General features: G+C 46.8%; 15 protein-coding genes and 1 riboswitch. Of the genes, 6 read left to right on the top strand and 9 right to left on the bottom strand.

Features of this window, described 5'->3' with window-relative positions; all coding sequences use genetic code 11:
* Positions 1 to 3: 3 nt before the first annotated feature.
* From hisC to hisG, 3 genes are read right to left on the bottom strand one after another with little or no spacing between them, the layout of a single operon-like run.
* A complete protein-coding gene (gene hisC / locus ABFC84_02775; GenBank protein ID MEN6411672.1) occupies positions 4 to 1068 on the bottom strand; it encodes a histidinol-phosphate transaminase in 1065 nt (354 codons plus the stop codon).
* A 2-nt stretch (positions 1069 to 1070) separates the two neighbouring features.
* Positions 1071 to 2411, bottom strand: coding sequence for a histidinol dehydrogenase (gene hisD / locus ABFC84_02770; GenBank protein ID MEN6411671.1), 1341 nt, complete (start codon positions 2409 to 2411; stop codon positions 1071 to 1073).
* Entirely contained in the window at positions 2408 to 3073 is a 666-nt protein-coding gene (gene hisG / locus ABFC84_02765) for an ATP phosphoribosyltransferase (protein ID MEN6411670.1), read from the bottom strand. Before hisG ends, hisD begins: the two co-directional genes overlap by 4 nt.
* A 149-nt stretch (positions 3074 to 3222) precedes the next feature.
* Between hisG and ABFC84_02760 the strand changes: the two genes are divergently transcribed.
* A complete protein-coding gene (locus ABFC84_02760; GenBank protein ID MEN6411669.1) occupies positions 3223 to 4173 on the top strand; it encodes a D-2-hydroxyacid dehydrogenase in 951 nt (316 codons plus the stop codon).
* A gap of 5 nt (positions 4174 to 4178) precedes the next feature.
* Here ABFC84_02760 and ABFC84_02755 read toward each other — a convergent pair whose 3' ends face one another.
* Genes ABFC84_02755 through ABFC84_02745 form a run of 3 tightly spaced genes read right to left on the bottom strand, consistent with a single transcriptional unit; the run spans position 4179 to position 6249 of the window.
* Positions 4179 to 4706, bottom strand: coding sequence for an HD domain-containing protein (locus tag ABFC84_02755; GenBank protein MEN6411668.1), 528 nt, complete (start codon positions 4704 to 4706; stop codon positions 4179 to 4181).
* Positions 4707 to 4710: 4 nt separating this feature from the next.
* Positions 4711 to 5895 carry an ATP phosphoribosyltransferase regulatory subunit gene (gene hisZ / locus ABFC84_02750; protein MEN6411667.1) on the bottom strand — a complete coding sequence of 395 codons (1185 nt, stop codon included), beginning with the start codon at positions 5893 to 5895 and terminating at the stop codon, positions 4711 to 4713.
* 27 nt (positions 5896 to 5922) lie between these two features.
* Positions 5923 to 6249, bottom strand: a complete 327-nt coding sequence (locus ABFC84_02745) for a YerC/YecD family TrpR-related protein (protein MEN6411666.1) — start codon at positions 6247 to 6249, stop codon at positions 5923 to 5925.
* Positions 6250 to 6442: 193 nt separating this feature from the next.
* Positions 6443 to 6549: riboswitch (SAM riboswitch) on the top strand.
* A gap of 81 nt (positions 6550 to 6630) precedes the next feature.
* On the opposite strand from ABFC84_02745, the gene ABFC84_02740 reads away from it, so the two are divergent.
* The 4 genes from ABFC84_02740 to ABFC84_02725 are packed head-to-tail and all read left to right on the top strand — an operon-like array spanning position 6631 to position 10334.
* Positions 6631 to 7689, top strand: coding sequence for a methionine ABC transporter ATP-binding protein (locus ABFC84_02740; protein ID MEN6411665.1), 1059 nt, complete (start codon positions 6631 to 6633; stop codon positions 7687 to 7689).
* Positions 7658 to 8311 (top strand): methionine ABC transporter permease, encoded by a 654-nt coding sequence (locus ABFC84_02735; protein ID MEN6411664.1) that lies wholly within the window; start codon positions 7658 to 7660, stop codon positions 8309 to 8311. The genes ABFC84_02740 and ABFC84_02735 overlap by 32 nt, the downstream gene beginning before the upstream one ends.
* Positions 8312 to 8334: 23 nt before the next feature.
* The gene (locus ABFC84_02730; protein MEN6411663.1) at positions 8335 to 9498 is read left to right on the top strand and encodes an aminotransferase class I/II-fold pyridoxal phosphate-dependent enzyme; all 1164 of its coding nucleotides are present in this window, start codon (positions 8335 to 8337) and stop codon (positions 9496 to 9498) included.
* A gap of 20 nt (positions 9499 to 9518) precedes the next feature.
* The gene (locus tag ABFC84_02725; GenBank protein ID MEN6411662.1) at positions 9519 to 10334 is read left to right on the top strand and encodes a MetQ/NlpA family ABC transporter substrate-binding protein; all 816 of its coding nucleotides are present in this window, start codon (positions 9519 to 9521) and stop codon (positions 10332 to 10334) included.
* Between the two features lie 148 nt (positions 10335 to 10482).
* Here ABFC84_02725 and ABFC84_02720 read toward each other — a convergent pair whose 3' ends face one another.
* The 3 genes from ABFC84_02720 to ABFC84_02710 all read right to left on the bottom strand — a co-directional run bounded on the left by ABFC84_02720 (position 10483) and on the right by ABFC84_02710 (position 13393).
* Positions 10483 to 11106 (bottom strand): TetR/AcrR family transcriptional regulator, encoded by a 624-nt coding sequence (locus ABFC84_02720; GenBank protein MEN6411661.1) that lies wholly within the window; start codon positions 11104 to 11106, stop codon positions 10483 to 10485.
* A 38-nt stretch (positions 11107 to 11144) separates the two neighbouring features.
* On the bottom strand, positions 11145 to 12083 hold the full coding sequence (locus ABFC84_02715; protein MEN6411660.1) for a dipeptidase: 939 nt from the start codon (positions 12081 to 12083) through the stop codon (positions 11145 to 11147).
* Between the two features lie 128 nt (positions 12084 to 12211).
* Positions 12212 to 13393, bottom strand: a complete 1182-nt coding sequence (locus ABFC84_02710) for an anaerobic nitric oxide reductase flavorubredoxin (GenBank protein MEN6411659.1) — start codon at positions 13391 to 13393, stop codon at positions 12212 to 12214.
* 238 nt (positions 13394 to 13631) lie between these two features.
* Between ABFC84_02710 and ABFC84_02705 the strand changes: the two genes are divergently transcribed.
* Positions 13632 to 14819 carry a pyridoxal phosphate-dependent aminotransferase gene (locus ABFC84_02705; protein MEN6411658.1) on the top strand — a complete coding sequence of 396 codons (1188 nt, stop codon included), beginning with the start codon at positions 13632 to 13634 and terminating at the stop codon, positions 14817 to 14819.
* Positions 14820 to 14826: the final 7 nt, after the last annotated feature.

The raw sequence follows: 14826 nt of genomic DNA, 5'->3' as shown, positions 1-14826 counted from the left end.
TTATCAACCTCTTTTCAGAAATTCCAAAATTGCCTGAAGCAACGTGTCATTTTCCACCGGGGTGCCGACAGAAATCCGCAAACAATTGGTTAATCCGGGAGCACCGCCAAAATCGCGAATACTAATGCTGCGTTCCGCCAAATAACTGTTTAATCCCTGAGCCTGCGCCAGTTTGATCAAAATGAAGTTCGTTTCAGACGGGTAGACGGTTATCCCGGTAAATTTACGCAATGATTCCGCCATACGCTTGCGTTCCATGACGGTTTGGCTGATTCCTGCCTTAAATTCATCCCGCATTTGGTATACTACCTCTGCTGCCGCTAATGATAAGGCATTAACATGATAAGGCAGCATTGCCTTGCCAACCATCTGGGTCACTTGCTCCCCAGCCAGCATATAGCCCACCCGGGCCGATGCCAGGCTGTAAGCCTTGGAAAAAGTACGAGCCACAACCAGGTTATCATATTTACCGATTAGTCCGGCGGCCGACCGGCCGCCATAAAACTCGTGATACGCTTCGTCCACTACAACCAGGCATTTTGCCTGACTGACAATATACTCGATATCCTCCGGTGGTATGACTGTACCGGTTGGATTATTGGGATTGCACAAAATAATTAAATTTGCCTTGGATGCTTCGGCTGCCTGTAAAATTTTATCCCGCGACAGAGAAAAGTCAGTTGGCGCCAAATTCACGGGAACCGCCTCGCTGTCGGCAAGAATAGCGTAAATGCCGTACATGGAAAAGGAAGGTGTCGGAAAGACAATACTCCGGCCCTGTCCGCCCAGGGCATGACAAAGGGCAATTAAAATTTCGCTGGACCCGTTGCCGATCAAAACCTGATCTACCGACAACTGAAATTCAGCGGCGATTTGTTCTCTAAGTCCAAGCATTCCCATTTCCGGATAGCGGTTAAACGCCAAATAGGACAGCCGGTTTACCACCCGCTCCCTCACCAAGGGAGGCAGATTGGCCGGACTTTCATTGGCATCCAGCTTAATGTCCCAGTCACGTTCATCAATGGCGTAAGTATGTAAAGCTTCTAAACCCGCCCGATACTTCAGCATCATTATTTTCCCCTCACTTTGATAGCATTGGCATGAGCATCCAGTCCTTCCGCCTTGGCCAGACGGATGATGTCATCACTGACTGATTGTAAAGCTCCTTGCGTATAAGCAATAATACTGGTCTTCTTCATAAACGTCTCCACATTCAGCACTGAATAAAAGCGAGCCGTACCTCCGGTAGGCAGCACATGGTTTGGACCGGCAAAATAATCGCCCAATGGTTCCGGCGAATACGGTCCTAAGAACACCGCCCCGGCATGACGCACGTAGGGCAGCAGGGAAAAAGGATCCGCTGTTAGCAGCTCCATATGCTCAGGAGCCGATAAATTGGCCAATTCCATCGCCTGCATGATACTGTCGGCTACAATAATCAGGCCGTTGGTATCTAAAGCAGCAGCTGCTATTTTTTCCCGAGGCAGTTTTACCAATTGTTTGCCTACCTCTGCGGCAACTTTATCGGCTAATCCCGAACTATCGGTAATAACAATACTGGATGCCAAAACATCGTGTTCGGCCTGACTGAGCATATCCGCCGCAATATAGCGGGGATCGGCAGCGGCATCGGCGACAATCAAAATTTCACTTGGGCCGGCCAGCATGTCAATATCGCAGTAGCCATATACCGCTTTTTTGGCCAGAGTAACAAAAATATTTCCCGGACCGGTTATTTTATCTACCCGCGGTACGGCAGCCGTACCAAAAGCCAAGGCGGCAATTGCCTGAGCCCCGCCGATTTTAAACACTCGAGTAACTCCCGCTTCCTGCGCTGCAACAAGGACATTGGGATTGACACTGCCGTCCCGGGCCGGTGGTACTGCCATAATAATTTCTTTTACGCCGGCAACCGCTGCCGGAACCGCATTCATAATAACCGATGAAGGATAAGCCGCTGTTCCGCCGGGAACATAAATTCCCACCCGATCAAGCGGTATGCAGTTCTGGCCCAGCATTGAGCCGTGCTCCCGGTAAGTCAGCCAGGATTTTGGCACCTGTTCGCTATGAAAGCGGCGCACATTGGCAACTGCTTTACGAAGACTGTCCCGTACTGCCGGATCGATCTTCTCAGCGGCGGCGGAAAATTCAGCCTGACTCACTTCCAGTGTTTCCGCCGAAAGTTCTACACCATCAATAATCCTGGAAAAATGAAGTATGGCAGCATCTCCCTGGGCCCGCACATCGGCAACAATCTTATCCACTACCTGCGCCGCCGTCATATCACTGCCGAAGGATTCCCGGGTACGGGCTTTAGCGCCTTCTCCCAGCACCACTTCATCAAAAGCAGGCTTGGTTAATAGCGCTGTTAACGCTTCCTTACTGTTGTCTTTCGCATAAATGATTCTCACTGTGCCTTCCCACTTTCCACTATAGCTTTTAAATCTTCCACCATCTTATTAATCCGATCAAACTTCATCTTAAAGCTGACACGATTGGCAATGAACCGGGCGGTAGCCGGATGAATCCGGGCGATTTCCACAAGTTGATTTTCCTTAAGCGTCCTGCCGGTTTCCACAATATCCACAATGATTTCAGCTAATCCTACCATCGGGGCCAGCTCAATGGAACCATTCAGTTTAATAATTTCCATCTGAACGCCCTTACTATGGAAAAACTGCTCCGCTACCCGGGGATATTTAGTGGCTACCCGCATATGGGCATAATCGCTTAGCTTTTCCTGCTGCAGCGCCTGAGGAACCGCCACCATCAGCCGGCATACCCCATATTGCAAATCTAATAGCTCGTACACGTCTTTGTTTTCTTCCAACAAAACATCCTTACCGATAATACCGATATCCGCGGCACCGTACTCCACATAAGTCGGCAAGTCGGCTGTTTTGGTAATAATAAACCGGATTTTTTGCTGTTCGTTAGTGATAACCAGCTTTCGCGAGTTTTCCCTCAGTCCTTCCGCCGTATAGCCCACACTTGCCAGCATTTCCGCCGAAGGAGTAAATAACTTCCCCTTTGGCAATGCTATGGTAAGATAATTCATATCACTCGATGTCATGGTACCCTCCTGTCATCCTTTAATTGTTTAAAGTATTAATATACTGCTATATTAACATCCACCTGCTTTTTCGTCAAGACCCTTGTAGGATTTTTCCCATACATGTAGAAGTATTTAACAAAATACAAATAGAAAAAGGAGGGCTCATAGTGCCCGGATTGAACATTCTAGTATTAAACAAATTAGCGGCACGTCATATTGCCGCCATCAATAACGCCGCACCAGACAGCACTGTACTGGTCAGCGATCTCCTGCATGCCGCTGATCATATTGCCGACTGCGATATTTTAGTCGCCTGGGGCTGGATGAATATTTGTTCTCTTCTGCCAGCAGCGGCAAAATTGAAATGGATTCACGCTTTAAGTGCCGGAGTGGAAAACTTGCTGTCGCCGGAACTGCAAAGCATGAGCACCATATTAACCAATTCCAAGGGGATTCACGGCATCCCGGTTTCCGAACATGTTCTCGCTCTGATGCTGGCTTTTACCCGGGGCCTGAATTTTTTTATTCGTCACCAGGAAGAAAAAAACTGGCAGCGCTCCCCTGTGGATGAGATTCACGATAAAACCATCGGCATTGTCGGTCTCGGCAGCATCGGCCGGGAATTTGCCAAAAAAGCCAAAGGACTGGGAATGAATGTAGTCGCTACCAAGCGAAAAATGACAACGGAACTGTTTGTTGATCAATTATATAGTCCGGATCAGCTAAATGAAATGCTGGCAGTGTGCGACTTTGTAGTAGTAGCTTTGCCGCTACTTCCAGAAACGAGAGAAATGTTTAAGTTTGAGCAGTTTACCGCCATGAAGCCAACTGCTTACTTTATCAATATTTCCCGCGGTGCCGTAGTCCGCGAAGCCGACCTGGAAACTGCTTTAAGCCAGGGGTTGATCAAAGGAGCCGGCCTGGACGTTTTCGAACACGAACCACTGGCCGAATCCTCTCCCCTGTGGGATATGCCGAATGTAATTATCACCCCGCATATCGCCGCTCTATCCCCTCTTTACCTTGACCGGGCGATAAAACTATTTACTGATAATCTGACACACTTTATAAAAAAAGAGGAAATGTTAACCCTCATTGACAAAGAAAAAGGTTATTAACTGATTCAGTTCATGTCATCAGCTGCCCGCAGTATGACAAGCTCCGGCGGATCACTTTCCGCCGGAGCTTGATGATGCTTACTGACAATTTTCGTCACCAGCGGATTGGCGCCGATTTGCTGCAGCATGACCGCACTGCGGGAAGCATGATGAAAATAGATGTAGAAAGCGTGGCGTAAATTTGCCACCTTACTGCCGCGGCCCAGTTTTCCCCAGCTTTCGGCCCAGCCGGGAAACAACTTATGGGCGATTACCGTGGCAATTTTATCAAAGGTGCTGACGTCACCCCGCACCTTGCCTACATCATGCAATAACGACACTTTTATCAGCAACGTCAAATTTATTCCGGCTTTAGTTTGCGCCAATTTTAACGCGGTATGCGTTACGTTCAAGGCATGACGCTGATCCGGCAGATTCATCTGCCAAAACAGTTTCTGCTCCCGGACATTCAATTGTTCTGCCACAAAGCACTCATCCTGCCTGGTAATTTTTGCAGTAAGAGCGGAAATAACCTGATTGATCCGATTCAGCATATTCTCAACCGCCTAAATAGACCAGTTGACGATAACCTTTAGCGGTTTGGCTGGCTGCCGCCTCGGTTTGCGACTGATGAACCAGTCCCAATTCTACGGTTTGTCCCGCTTTTCGCCGACGGCCTGCTTCACCAATTGCTTCTGTCAGCTTCCCGTTCTGCCAGCCAATATATACATCTCTGTTTTTCGCTGCAAGTTCAATTTCCTGCCGTTCCAAAGCCAGCAGAATCCGTTCAATGCCCAGGGCAAATCCGGTAGCAGGACAATCGACACCGAAAGAACTGACCATATTATCATACCTGCCGCCGCCGCACAGAGGAAAGCCCAGACCGGGGGTATACCCTTCAAAAACCATGCCGGTATAATAATCGAAATCCCGAATGATGCCTAAATCAAAATTAACATACTTCGCGACCCCATAATTGTTCAATAAACTATAAATATCCGCTAAATTATCCAGCGCCGACCGGGCTGTTGCCGTTGCAACCATACTATAAGCCTGCTTAAGCATGTCTTCCCGTCCATGAAGCAGGGGAATCTGCTGCAGTAACTTTTGTCCTGACCGGCAGAGACCGCTGGCAGACAAAATTTCCCCCAGCCCTACCAGATCCCGTGTCACCATTGCCTGCTTGATTTGCTGGCGCTGTTCAATCGTCAATTCACATTCATCCATAACGCCGTTAATAAACTCGACCTGTCCCAGGCTAATCTGAAAGCTTTGCAGTCCGGCAGTTAACATAGCTTCCGCTGCCAAAGCAATCACTTCGGCGTCTGCTGTCGAATCGCCGGCGCCGAATAATTCCACCCCGGCCTGATAAAACTCACATTGTCTGCCGGCTTGGGCCTGTTCATAACGAAATACATTGGTTAAATAGAACAATTTAAGCGGCAAAGCGCTTTCCCTCAGCCGCGTCGCCGCAACCCGGGCAATGGGGGTAGTCATGTCCGGACGCAGGGCTAATATTCGATTGTTCTTATCAAAAAATTTGAACATACTGGCTTGGGCGTCCGGCCCGGCTCCTACTGTCAGCGTTTCCAAATATTCAATCGTCGGTGTAATGACCTCGTCATAGCCCCAGCGGGAAAAAAGGCTGCCTAAGGAGCCCTCAATCGCCCGCTTGCGGCTGGACTCGCGGGGCAAAAAATCTCTCATTCCATAGGGAATCTTGGGTACAAATACGTTACTCATAAATTATATCCTCGCTTTTCTTTTTCATTAAACAGGAGTGCCGGCTGGTGCAGCTTTTTCCTGGCTGTCGATTCGTTCCAGAATAATTTTATAGCCGTCGGCGCCATAATTCAAGCAGCGCTTCACCCGGCTGATTGTGGCTGTACTGGCTCCGGTTCTGTCGACAATATCATCATAGGTGTGACCGTGTTTCAGCATCCTGGCTACCTCCAGCCGCTGAGCCATTGCTTTCAGTTCGCTGATTGTGCAAATATCTTCAAAGAATTGATAGCATTCCTCCTGATTCCCGAGCAGCAGCATGGCTTCAAATAATTGATCCGTAAGAGGATCCTTCAATTTAGGGTTGACAGACATTGTCATCCGCTCCTTATCTACAATAATAACTGCTAATTTTTTATTCGTCTTTGCCACTAATTTTTCCTGCTTTATTTCTTTTATTCTTTACTTAGTGAAAATACAAAGGTATTCTATTTTTTTGCTGAGTTTACTATTTTTAACTTGACACGCTGCAAACAGCATGTTAAACTTTCTGATATCAACTGAATATATTTCATCAAGAGTTGGCTGAGGGACTGGCCCGATGACGCCGCGGCAACCATTCGTTTCGGCGAAACGGTGCCAATTCCTACAGGAGAATATCCTGGCAGATGAAGAATACCAGCCTGATGATGCGGTCTCTTCATTCTGTGAAGAGACTTTTTTATTATTATCAAACCGAAGAAAGGAGCATGGCTCATGATTAAGCTCAAAGAAATCAAAAAAGTTTATTCCGGTTCCAACGGACAAGTAAATGCCCTCAACGGCGTTACTTTAAATATTAACCAGGGTGAAATATTTGGCGTTATCGGTAAAAGCGGCGCCGGTAAAAGTACGCTGATTCGCTGCATTAACATGCTGGAATGCCCCACTGCCGGCAAAGTGTTTGTCGATGGTCAGGACTTGACTGCTATGCCGGAACGGGAATTACGGGAGGCACGCAAAAAAATCGGCATGATCTTCCAGCATTTTAATCTGCTGTCATCCCGCACTGTTTATGAAAACATTGCTTTTCCCCTGGAATTAGCGAAACGCCGCAAAGGGGAAATCGACCGGGAAGTAATGCATTTACTGGAGTTGGTCGAGCTCACTGACAAACGAGATCAATATCCGGCACAACTGAGCGGCGGTCAAAAGCAAAGAGTCGGCATTGCCCGGGCACTGGCCAATCAGCCTAAAGTACTGCTTTGCGACGAAGCCACCTCCGCCCTTGATCCTCAGACTACGAAAGCCATATTAAAGCTTTTAAAAGATATTAATCTCAAGCTTAAGCTGACTATTGTCATGATCACTCACGAAATGCAGGTCATCAAAGAAATCTGCGATCATGTGGCTGTCATTGAAAATGGCCGGATTATTGAACAGGGGCCGGTACTGGATATCTTCACCAAACCCCAGGCAGCGACGACCCGGGATTTTATCAGCGGTATCATCAATCATGATTTACCGGCAGTCCTGGCGGACATTGATTTTTCCCCGCTTCCTTTTGCCGGCAGCACCCTGGTGCTTCGTCTTTCCTTCATCGGCCATTCGGCCGAAGAACCGGTTATTGCCAATATGATACGGCACTTCAATGTGGATGCCAGCATTTTGTACGGCAATATTGACAACATCCAAAGTACACCTTTTGGTACTTTAATCATTGAGCTTGCCGGTGAGCAAAACAATATTCAAAACGCCTTAGAATATTTAAAAAGCCGCGAGTTAGGAATTGAGGTGATTGGTTATGTCGCCAGACGTACTAGCGCTGCTAGCTAACGGACTGTTGGAAACCACCTATATGGTTGCTGTTTCCGCCATTATATCCACCATAGTGGGAATCCCCCTGGGAGTCATTCTTGTTACCACGGCCAAAGATCACATCTTAGAACATCTTGTCCTTAACCGCATTTTAGGGGCAATCGTGAACGCTACCCGGTCTACTCCGTTCATCATTCTAATGGTAGCCATTATCCCTTTAACCAGACTGATCGTCGGCACTTCCATCGGCACCAATGCGGCCATCGTACCTTTAACCCTTGCCGCTATTCCTTTCATCGGCCGGGTCGTGGAATCCGCATTAAAAGAAGTGGACTACGGTCTAATTGAGGCTGCTCAGGCTATGGGAGCCTCCCCCCGGCAAATCATTACGAAAGTATTGATCCCCGAAGCGCTGCCTGCCATAATTATGGGGCTTACATTAGCAATCATCGGCCTCATCGGCTATTCCGCCATGGCCGGAGCGATCGGCGGCGGCGGGCTGGGCGACTTGGCCATCCGCTATGGGTATCAAAGATTTCGCGGCGATATCATGCTGCTTACCGTAATAATTTTGATTGCCCAAGTCCAGATTGTTCAAACCTGCGGCGACTATTTTGCCCGTCGGCTGAATAAAAGATAAAAGTTGAGGAGGATTATAACACAATGACTACTGCCTTAAAGTATGCTTCGGCAAAAGCCAGCCGGTTTACGGAGTCGGTTATCCGGGAAATGTCCCGGATTGCCGCCGCTCACAAAGCCGTTAATCTGGCTCAGGGTTTCCCGGATTTTCCTGCTCCGCAGAAAATTAAAGAAGCAGCCGTCCGGGCGGTAATGGCAGACCATAACCAGTATGCTATCACCTGGGGAACGAAAGAACTGAGAAATTCCATTGCCTGGAAAGTGCAGCGGGATTATGGTGTGGAATTGGACCCGGAGCGGCAAATTACTGTTTGCTGCGGCGCCACCGAATGTATGGTTTCTTCCCTGCTGGCTACCGTTAATCCCGGCGATGAAGTGATCATCTTTGAACCCTTTTATGAAAATTACGGACCGGATGTTATTCTTTGCGGCGCTTCCCCGAAATATATCAGTCTGCGTCCGCCGGAATTTAATTTTGACCCGGAAGAGTTAAAAGCCGCTTTCTCCGAGCGCACCCGGGCCATTATCATGAACTCCCCTAACAATCCCACCGGCAAAGTGTTTAGCCGGGATGAACTGAATCTAATTGCTCAGCTCTGCATTCAGTATGATGTCCTGGCCATCACGGATGAAATATACGAGCACATTCTGTATGACGGTATTGAGCACATTCCCCTCTGGACCCTGCCCGGTATGGCTGAACGAACTTTAGCAATCAACAGCGCCTCAAAGACCTACAGTGTAACCGGCTGGCGCATCGGCTATGTAATCGCCTCACCGGAAATTACCCAATCGGTACGAAAAGTTCACGATTTTCTCACTGTCGGCGCTGCTGCTCCCCTGCAAGCTGCTATTGCCGAAGCACTGCATTTTGGTCCGGAATACTACCGGGAACTATCTTCTTTTTACAAAAAGCGCCGCGACTTTATGCTGAAAGAATTAACGGCAGTCGGCTTTGACTGTATCCGTCCCGGCGGGGCCTACTATATTATGACTGACATTCTCGACTGGAACAGCGATGTGGATTTTGCCCGCTACCTGGCCGAAAAGATAGGCGTCGCCGTTGTCCCCGGATCCAGTTTTTATCGGGAAGATAATCCGGACCGGCATCGTTTTGTCCGCTTCTGCTTCTGTAAAGAATTAGCCACGCTGGAAACAGCAGTGGAACGCTTGCAAAAATTGAAATAATACTATTGGGAGGTATACCAATGAAAAAATGGACCAAACTCACCGCTGTCTTGCTGACACTGACCTTCATTGCCTTCTTAGCCGGCGGCTGCAGCAAACAAAACAGCACCCCGGCCGATAAGCCATTAAAAGTCGGCGTAACCGCCGGCCCGCATGCTGAAGTGATGGATGTAGTAAAAAAAGTTGCTGAAAAGAACGGTCTTAAAATTGAAGTCATTGAATTTAATGACTATATTCAACCGAATGTGGCTCTCTTCCAGGGCGATATTGATGTAAACAGTTTTCAGCATCAACCCTATTTGGACAACATCATCAAAGACCGCAATTATGATCTTGTTTCTGTTGCAAAAACCATTATTTTCCCCATGGGAATCTATTCGAAAAAACTTAAATCCATTGACGAACTTCCAGCCGGTGCTGTCATAGCCATCCCCAATGATCCTACCAACGGCGGGAGAGGTCTCTTATTACTGGAGAAGGCAGGCTTGATCAAACTTCGTCCTGATGCCGGAGTTAAAGCTGCCGTAACCGACATTATTGAAAATCCGAAAAACCTGAAGATTAAAGAATTGGAAGCCGCACAAATCCCCCGTTCACTGGATGATGTAGATCTTGCCGCCATTAACACCAATTATGCCATGACTGCCGGATTAACTCCGAATAAAGATGCTATTTTACTGGAAGATGCAAACTCGCCCTACGCCAACATACTCGCTGTAAAGGCAGGAAATAAGGATAATCCCAATATACAAAAATTGATCAAGGCTTACCAGTCCGATGAAGTAAAACAATTTGCCCAAGAGCATTTTAAAGGTTCCGTTACCGTTGCTTGGTAATTCAACCGTCTTGGGACAGCGAAAAGGGCAGATGCGGCATCTGCCCTTTTCGCTTGTCCCGTTTATTAATTGCCCCTGCTGCTAAATAAGCCTTCTGTTTATCGCCGGAGACGTGACTAAACAGTCAGGCATCCGGACAAAAAGATCACTAGCGTTTTGCTATTCCATACAAAAAATGGTCGGCGACGACATGTGCCGTCCCATCGATATCCTCATCGACCCATTTCTTAAAAGCCATCATGACAATTACACTGAAGAGAGCATGAGCCGCCTTTTTTTCATTGCATTGCCGGATTACTCCGGCTTCGACACCCTCAATAATGACTTTCTCAATCATGCCGATGGTTCCGTCCAGCAGCTGCCGATATTTTTCCCGCTGCTCCTGCGGAACCCGGGAATAGCTGTCACTTCCCAAACCGCGGATTTCATGCATCAAAACCCGGTAAATATCAGCATTAATAACATAAAATCCTAAAAATGATTTAATAATCCGCTCAACCTTGGCTAACGGATCCAAGGGAGATTCAATAATTTTAGCCAGTTCCACCTCAAACGGAGCCGTCCGTTCCTTCACTAATGTATAAAACAACTGCTCTTTATTGACAAAATAATTATATACAGTCCCTTTTCCTGTATCAGCTAAGGTAATAATTTCATCAACAGTTGCCTGGTGATATCCTTTATGTGAAAAAATTTCATACGCGGCATCCAGTATCTGCTGCCGTTTTGAGCGCGAATCAGTAAATTTTTCCGTTTCTCGCGAATAATTCATATTGCGCCTCCCTTAATTTCATACCAATAAACTAAATATCACAAGCAGTCCTGAATCAGCCGCCGGGCATTTTGATAGCAAATTTTTTCAATCTCGCCTTCACTAAAGCCGTTTTGCGACAGTCCCCGGATCAGTTTATCGATTTCGCCAATATGGTGGATTTCCAATTCCCGGCTGATGCCGTCAAAATCCGAACCTAACGCCAATACCTCAATACCGCCGACATTGCGGATATGACGAATGTGCCGGATCATATCCGCCACTCTGCTTATATCTGTACCGCCTAAAAAATCCTTCGCAAAATTAATTCCCATGATACCGCCTTTCTGCGCCAGCAAACGAATCATATCATCCGTTAGATTCCGGGGATGGTCGGTTATAGCACGAGAATTGGAATGGGATGCCACAAACGGTTTTTGGGACAACCGGGCGACATCATAAAAACCCTGATCCGATAAATGGGATACGTCAATCAGCATTCCCAGCCGGTTCATTTCACCAACAACGGCTCGGCCAAAGGCTGTCAGCCCTTTACTGCGAAACTGTTCCTGGCAGTTGGGAAAACCAATTTCATTGGGATAATTCCAGGTCAAGGTAATGAGCCGTACGCCCAGCCGGTAAAAATTGCGCAGATTGGCAAGTTCTCCTTTCAGCGCTCCCCCCTCTTCAATCGTTAAAAAAGCGGATATTTTCCCTTGGGCCATATTGCTGCATAAATCCCCATAACCGGCAGCCGGCCGGATATCCGTCTGATTAGCTTCCATCTCCTGATAAAATCGATCTGCCATTTTCAGGCCATGTTCCAGGGGATTTTCCACCTGGCCCAAATCAAGATACAGGGCAAAAAATTGAGCCAGAGAATTCGCCGCTTTCAATTTCCGAATATCAATACTCAAATCGTTTTCATACAAACCGGCCTGTGGACCAAGTTCAGTGAGACACATGATGGTGTCACAATGCAGATCAATAATTTTCATTTTCTACTCCTTTTAAGATTTCCGGCAAAATAATATTAAATATTCTTTCTAGCTTATATAAAGCTTTTCCTTCTGCCAAATAAAAAGAAACAGCATCAGCACTCTGGCTGACGCCGTTTCTTCATGAGTTAACCGGCAATTTGTTTTCCTAATTGAATGCAAGCTTCCATACCCTGAGCATCAGGATTCCACAGCTGCTTCAGTCCGTCGTTGATAACTTCAAAGCCGGATTCTTTCAATTTTTCATTGATTAATTTTACCGATTCACCGCTCCAGCCATAAGTACCGAAAGCTGCCGCCTTTTTATTAACAAAGCGCAATCCCTGGATTTCTTCCAGAATACCGGCAATGGAGAACAATATTCCTTTATTAATCGTCGGTGAACCGACAGCAATCGCCTTGGATTTGAACACCTCGGTAACAATATCATTTTTACTCCGCCGGGCGGTATTAAACAATTTCACATTGACCGAAGGATCCGCCAGCCGAATCCCTTGGGCAATACCCTCTGCCATCTTCCTGGTGCCGTCCCACATGGTATCATACAGAATCGTAATCTGATTTTCCTGATACTGGTTAGCCCATTCTAGATATTGCTTGACAATTTGCAGCGGATTGTCCCGCCAGATCACGCCGTGGCTGGGGCAGATCATATTCAGCGGCAGATTTAAGCCAACGAATTCCTTAATTTTTCTATCCACAAGCTTGCTGAAGGGGTTAAGAATATTAGCATAATACTTCATGCCTTCGGCATACAGTTCCGATTGATCTACCAGGTCATTAAACATATACTCAGAGGCCAAATGCTCACCAAAAGCATCATTGCTAAACAAAATATTATCTCCGGTCAGATAGCTGAACATAGTATCCGGCCAATGGAGCAGCGGCGCTTCAATAAAGATAAATTCTTGGGAACCGATACTGAGTTTATCGCCGGTTTTTACTACTTTAAAATTCCAGTCCTCATGATACTGTCCCTGCAGAGACTTAACAGCATTCGCCGTGCAATAAATCGGCGTATCGGGTATATGACGCATCAATTCCGGCAAAGCACCGCTATGATCCACTTCCCCATGATTGGCGATAATGTAATCAATCTGCTGCAAATCAACCTCCTGCTGCAGCTTTTCCACGAACTCTTTAGCATAAGGCATCCAGACCGTATCGATCAAGACTGTCTTTTCGTCCCGCACCAAATATGAATTATAGGTGGAACCCTTGTGGGTGGAATACTCTTCCCCATGAAATTTAACCAATTCCCAATCTACCTTGCCAACCCATGAAATACTGTCCTTAATTTTAAAACTCATTCTTATACCTCCCATCATTCGATGTGTTATTTAAACTAGAACAACTCTCCAGAAAAAGTTGTTATGATTAACTCGTTCGCCCTATAAAGAATAAATCCTTCCTTTATCACAAAAAAAAATAAATTTTCCTGCCGAAAAGAAAGATATATTGGAATAATCCAGTATGGGGAAGGAACTCGCCCTGCTTTCGTAAAATATATAATATGTACTTACCATTTTATACTCACAGGAGGAATTTATGAATCTGGCACATCGGTTAAGTCAATTAGGCTCAGAGAACGCCTTTGAAGTTCTGGCAGAGGTAAACAAATTAACAGCAGCCGGCCGCGACATCATTAGTTTTGCTATCGGCGAACCGGATTTTGACACTCCCTCCAATATTAAGCAGGCTTGTATCCGGGCTCTTGCGGAAAATCAAACTCATTATGGTCCCTCAGCCGGTATTATGCCGCTGCGGGAGACAATTGCCCGCCACATTAGCGAAACCAGAGGAATTCCCGTCAGCCCAAATGAAGTTGTCGTTACTCCCGGCGGAAAGCCGATCATCTATTATACGATTCATGCCCTGGTGAATCCCGGCGACGAAGTGATTTATCCCAACCCCGGTTTTTCCATTTATGAATCAGTCATCAAATTCGTCGGCGGCGTTCCTGTTCCTGCACCATTGCTGGAAGAAAAAGGATTTTCCTTTGATACGGAGCAGTTAAAGCAGTTGGTCACCCCAAAAACAAAATTGATCATCCTTAACAGTCCGCAGAATCCTACCGGCGGGATGCTAACCGATAAAGACCTGGCAGCGATTGCCCAGTTGGCCAGCGAACATGACTTATGGATACTTTCTGACGAGATTTACAGCCGCATCATCTACTCCGGAAAATTCTCCAGTATCAGTTCGCTGCCTGGTATGAAAGAACGCACTATTATTTTGGACGGATTTTCTAAAACCTATGCAATGACCGGTTGGCGGCTGGGGTATGGTGTGATGAATGAAGAACTGGCCACCCAGATTACCCGTCTGGAGACTAACTGCGAGTCCTGTACGAATACCTTTATTCAATATGCCGCAATCGAAGCATTAACCGGTCCCCAGGATTCGGTAACGAATATAGTCAATGAATTCAGAGCCAGAAGGGATTTAATTGTCGACGGATTAAATCAGATTGCCGGTTTTACCTGTAAAAAACCGAATGGAGCCTTTTATGTATTCCCCAATGTTACGGAAGCCTGCAAAAATCTCGGTCTCAAAACTTCTAAAGAGCTGCAGCACTATATCCTGTACCAGGGAAATGTTGCCGTTCTCCCCCGCACGGCCTTTGGCGCCCGAAACATCGGTGAGACTGATGAATACCTGCGTTTTTCCTATGCTGCCTCCCGGGAAAACATCATAAAAGGACTGCAGCAGATCAAAGCAGCTGTCGAAAAATAATTGTTGG

The organism is Veillonellales bacterium (assembly GCA_039680175.1).
In the GTDB taxonomy this organism is placed as follows: Bacteria; Bacillota; Negativicutes; order JAAYSF01; family JAAYSF01; genus JBDKTO01.
This window is presented reverse-complemented; position numbering and strand designations above follow the sequence as displayed.

What these genes read in the sequence shown, in the direction of transcription:
- ABFC84_02720 (MEN6411661.1), bottom strand. Translation starts at nt 11,106, where the DNA reads ATGAATTATTCGCGAGAAACGGAAAAATTTACTGATTCGCGCTCAAAA.
- ABFC84_02715 (MEN6411660.1), bottom strand. Translation starts at nt 12,083, where the DNA reads ATGAAAATTATTGATCTGCATTGTGACACCATCATGTGTCTCACTGAA.
- hisG (MEN6411670.1), bottom strand. Translation starts at nt 3,073, where the DNA reads ATGACATCGAGTGATATGAATTATCTTACCATAGCATTGCCAAAGGGG.
- ABFC84_02705 (MEN6411658.1), top strand. Translation starts at nt 13,632, where the DNA reads ATGAATCTGGCACATCGGTTAAGTCAATTAGGCTCAGAGAACGCCTTT.
- ABFC84_02735 (MEN6411664.1), top strand. Translation starts at nt 7,658, where the DNA reads ATGTCGCCAGACGTACTAGCGCTGCTAGCTAACGGACTGTTGGAAACC.
- hisZ (MEN6411667.1), bottom strand. Translation starts at nt 5,895, where the DNA reads ATGAGTAACGTATTTGTACCCAAGATTCCCTATGGAATGAGAGATTTT.
- ABFC84_02725 (MEN6411662.1), top strand. Translation starts at nt 9,519, where the DNA reads ATGAAAAAATGGACCAAACTCACCGCTGTCTTGCTGACACTGACCTTC.
- ABFC84_02740 (MEN6411665.1), top strand. Translation starts at nt 6,631, where the DNA reads ATGATTAAGCTCAAAGAAATCAAAAAAGTTTATTCCGGTTCCAACGGA.
- ABFC84_02730 (MEN6411663.1), top strand. Translation starts at nt 8,335, where the DNA reads ATGACTACTGCCTTAAAGTATGCTTCGGCAAAAGCCAGCCGGTTTACG.
- ABFC84_02710 (MEN6411659.1), bottom strand. Translation starts at nt 13,393, where the DNA reads ATGAGTTTTAAAATTAAGGACAGTATTTCATGGGTTGGCAAGGTAGAT.
- hisC (MEN6411672.1), bottom strand. Translation starts at nt 1,068, where the DNA reads ATGCTGAAGTATCGGGCGGGTTTAGAAGCTTTACATACTTACGCCATT.
- ABFC84_02745 (MEN6411666.1), bottom strand. Translation starts at nt 6,249, where the DNA reads ATGTCTGTCAACCCTAAATTGAAGGATCCTCTTACGGATCAATTATTT.
- ABFC84_02755 (MEN6411668.1), bottom strand. Translation starts at nt 4,706, where the DNA reads ATGCTGAATCGGATCAATCAGGTTATTTCCGCTCTTACTGCAAAAATT.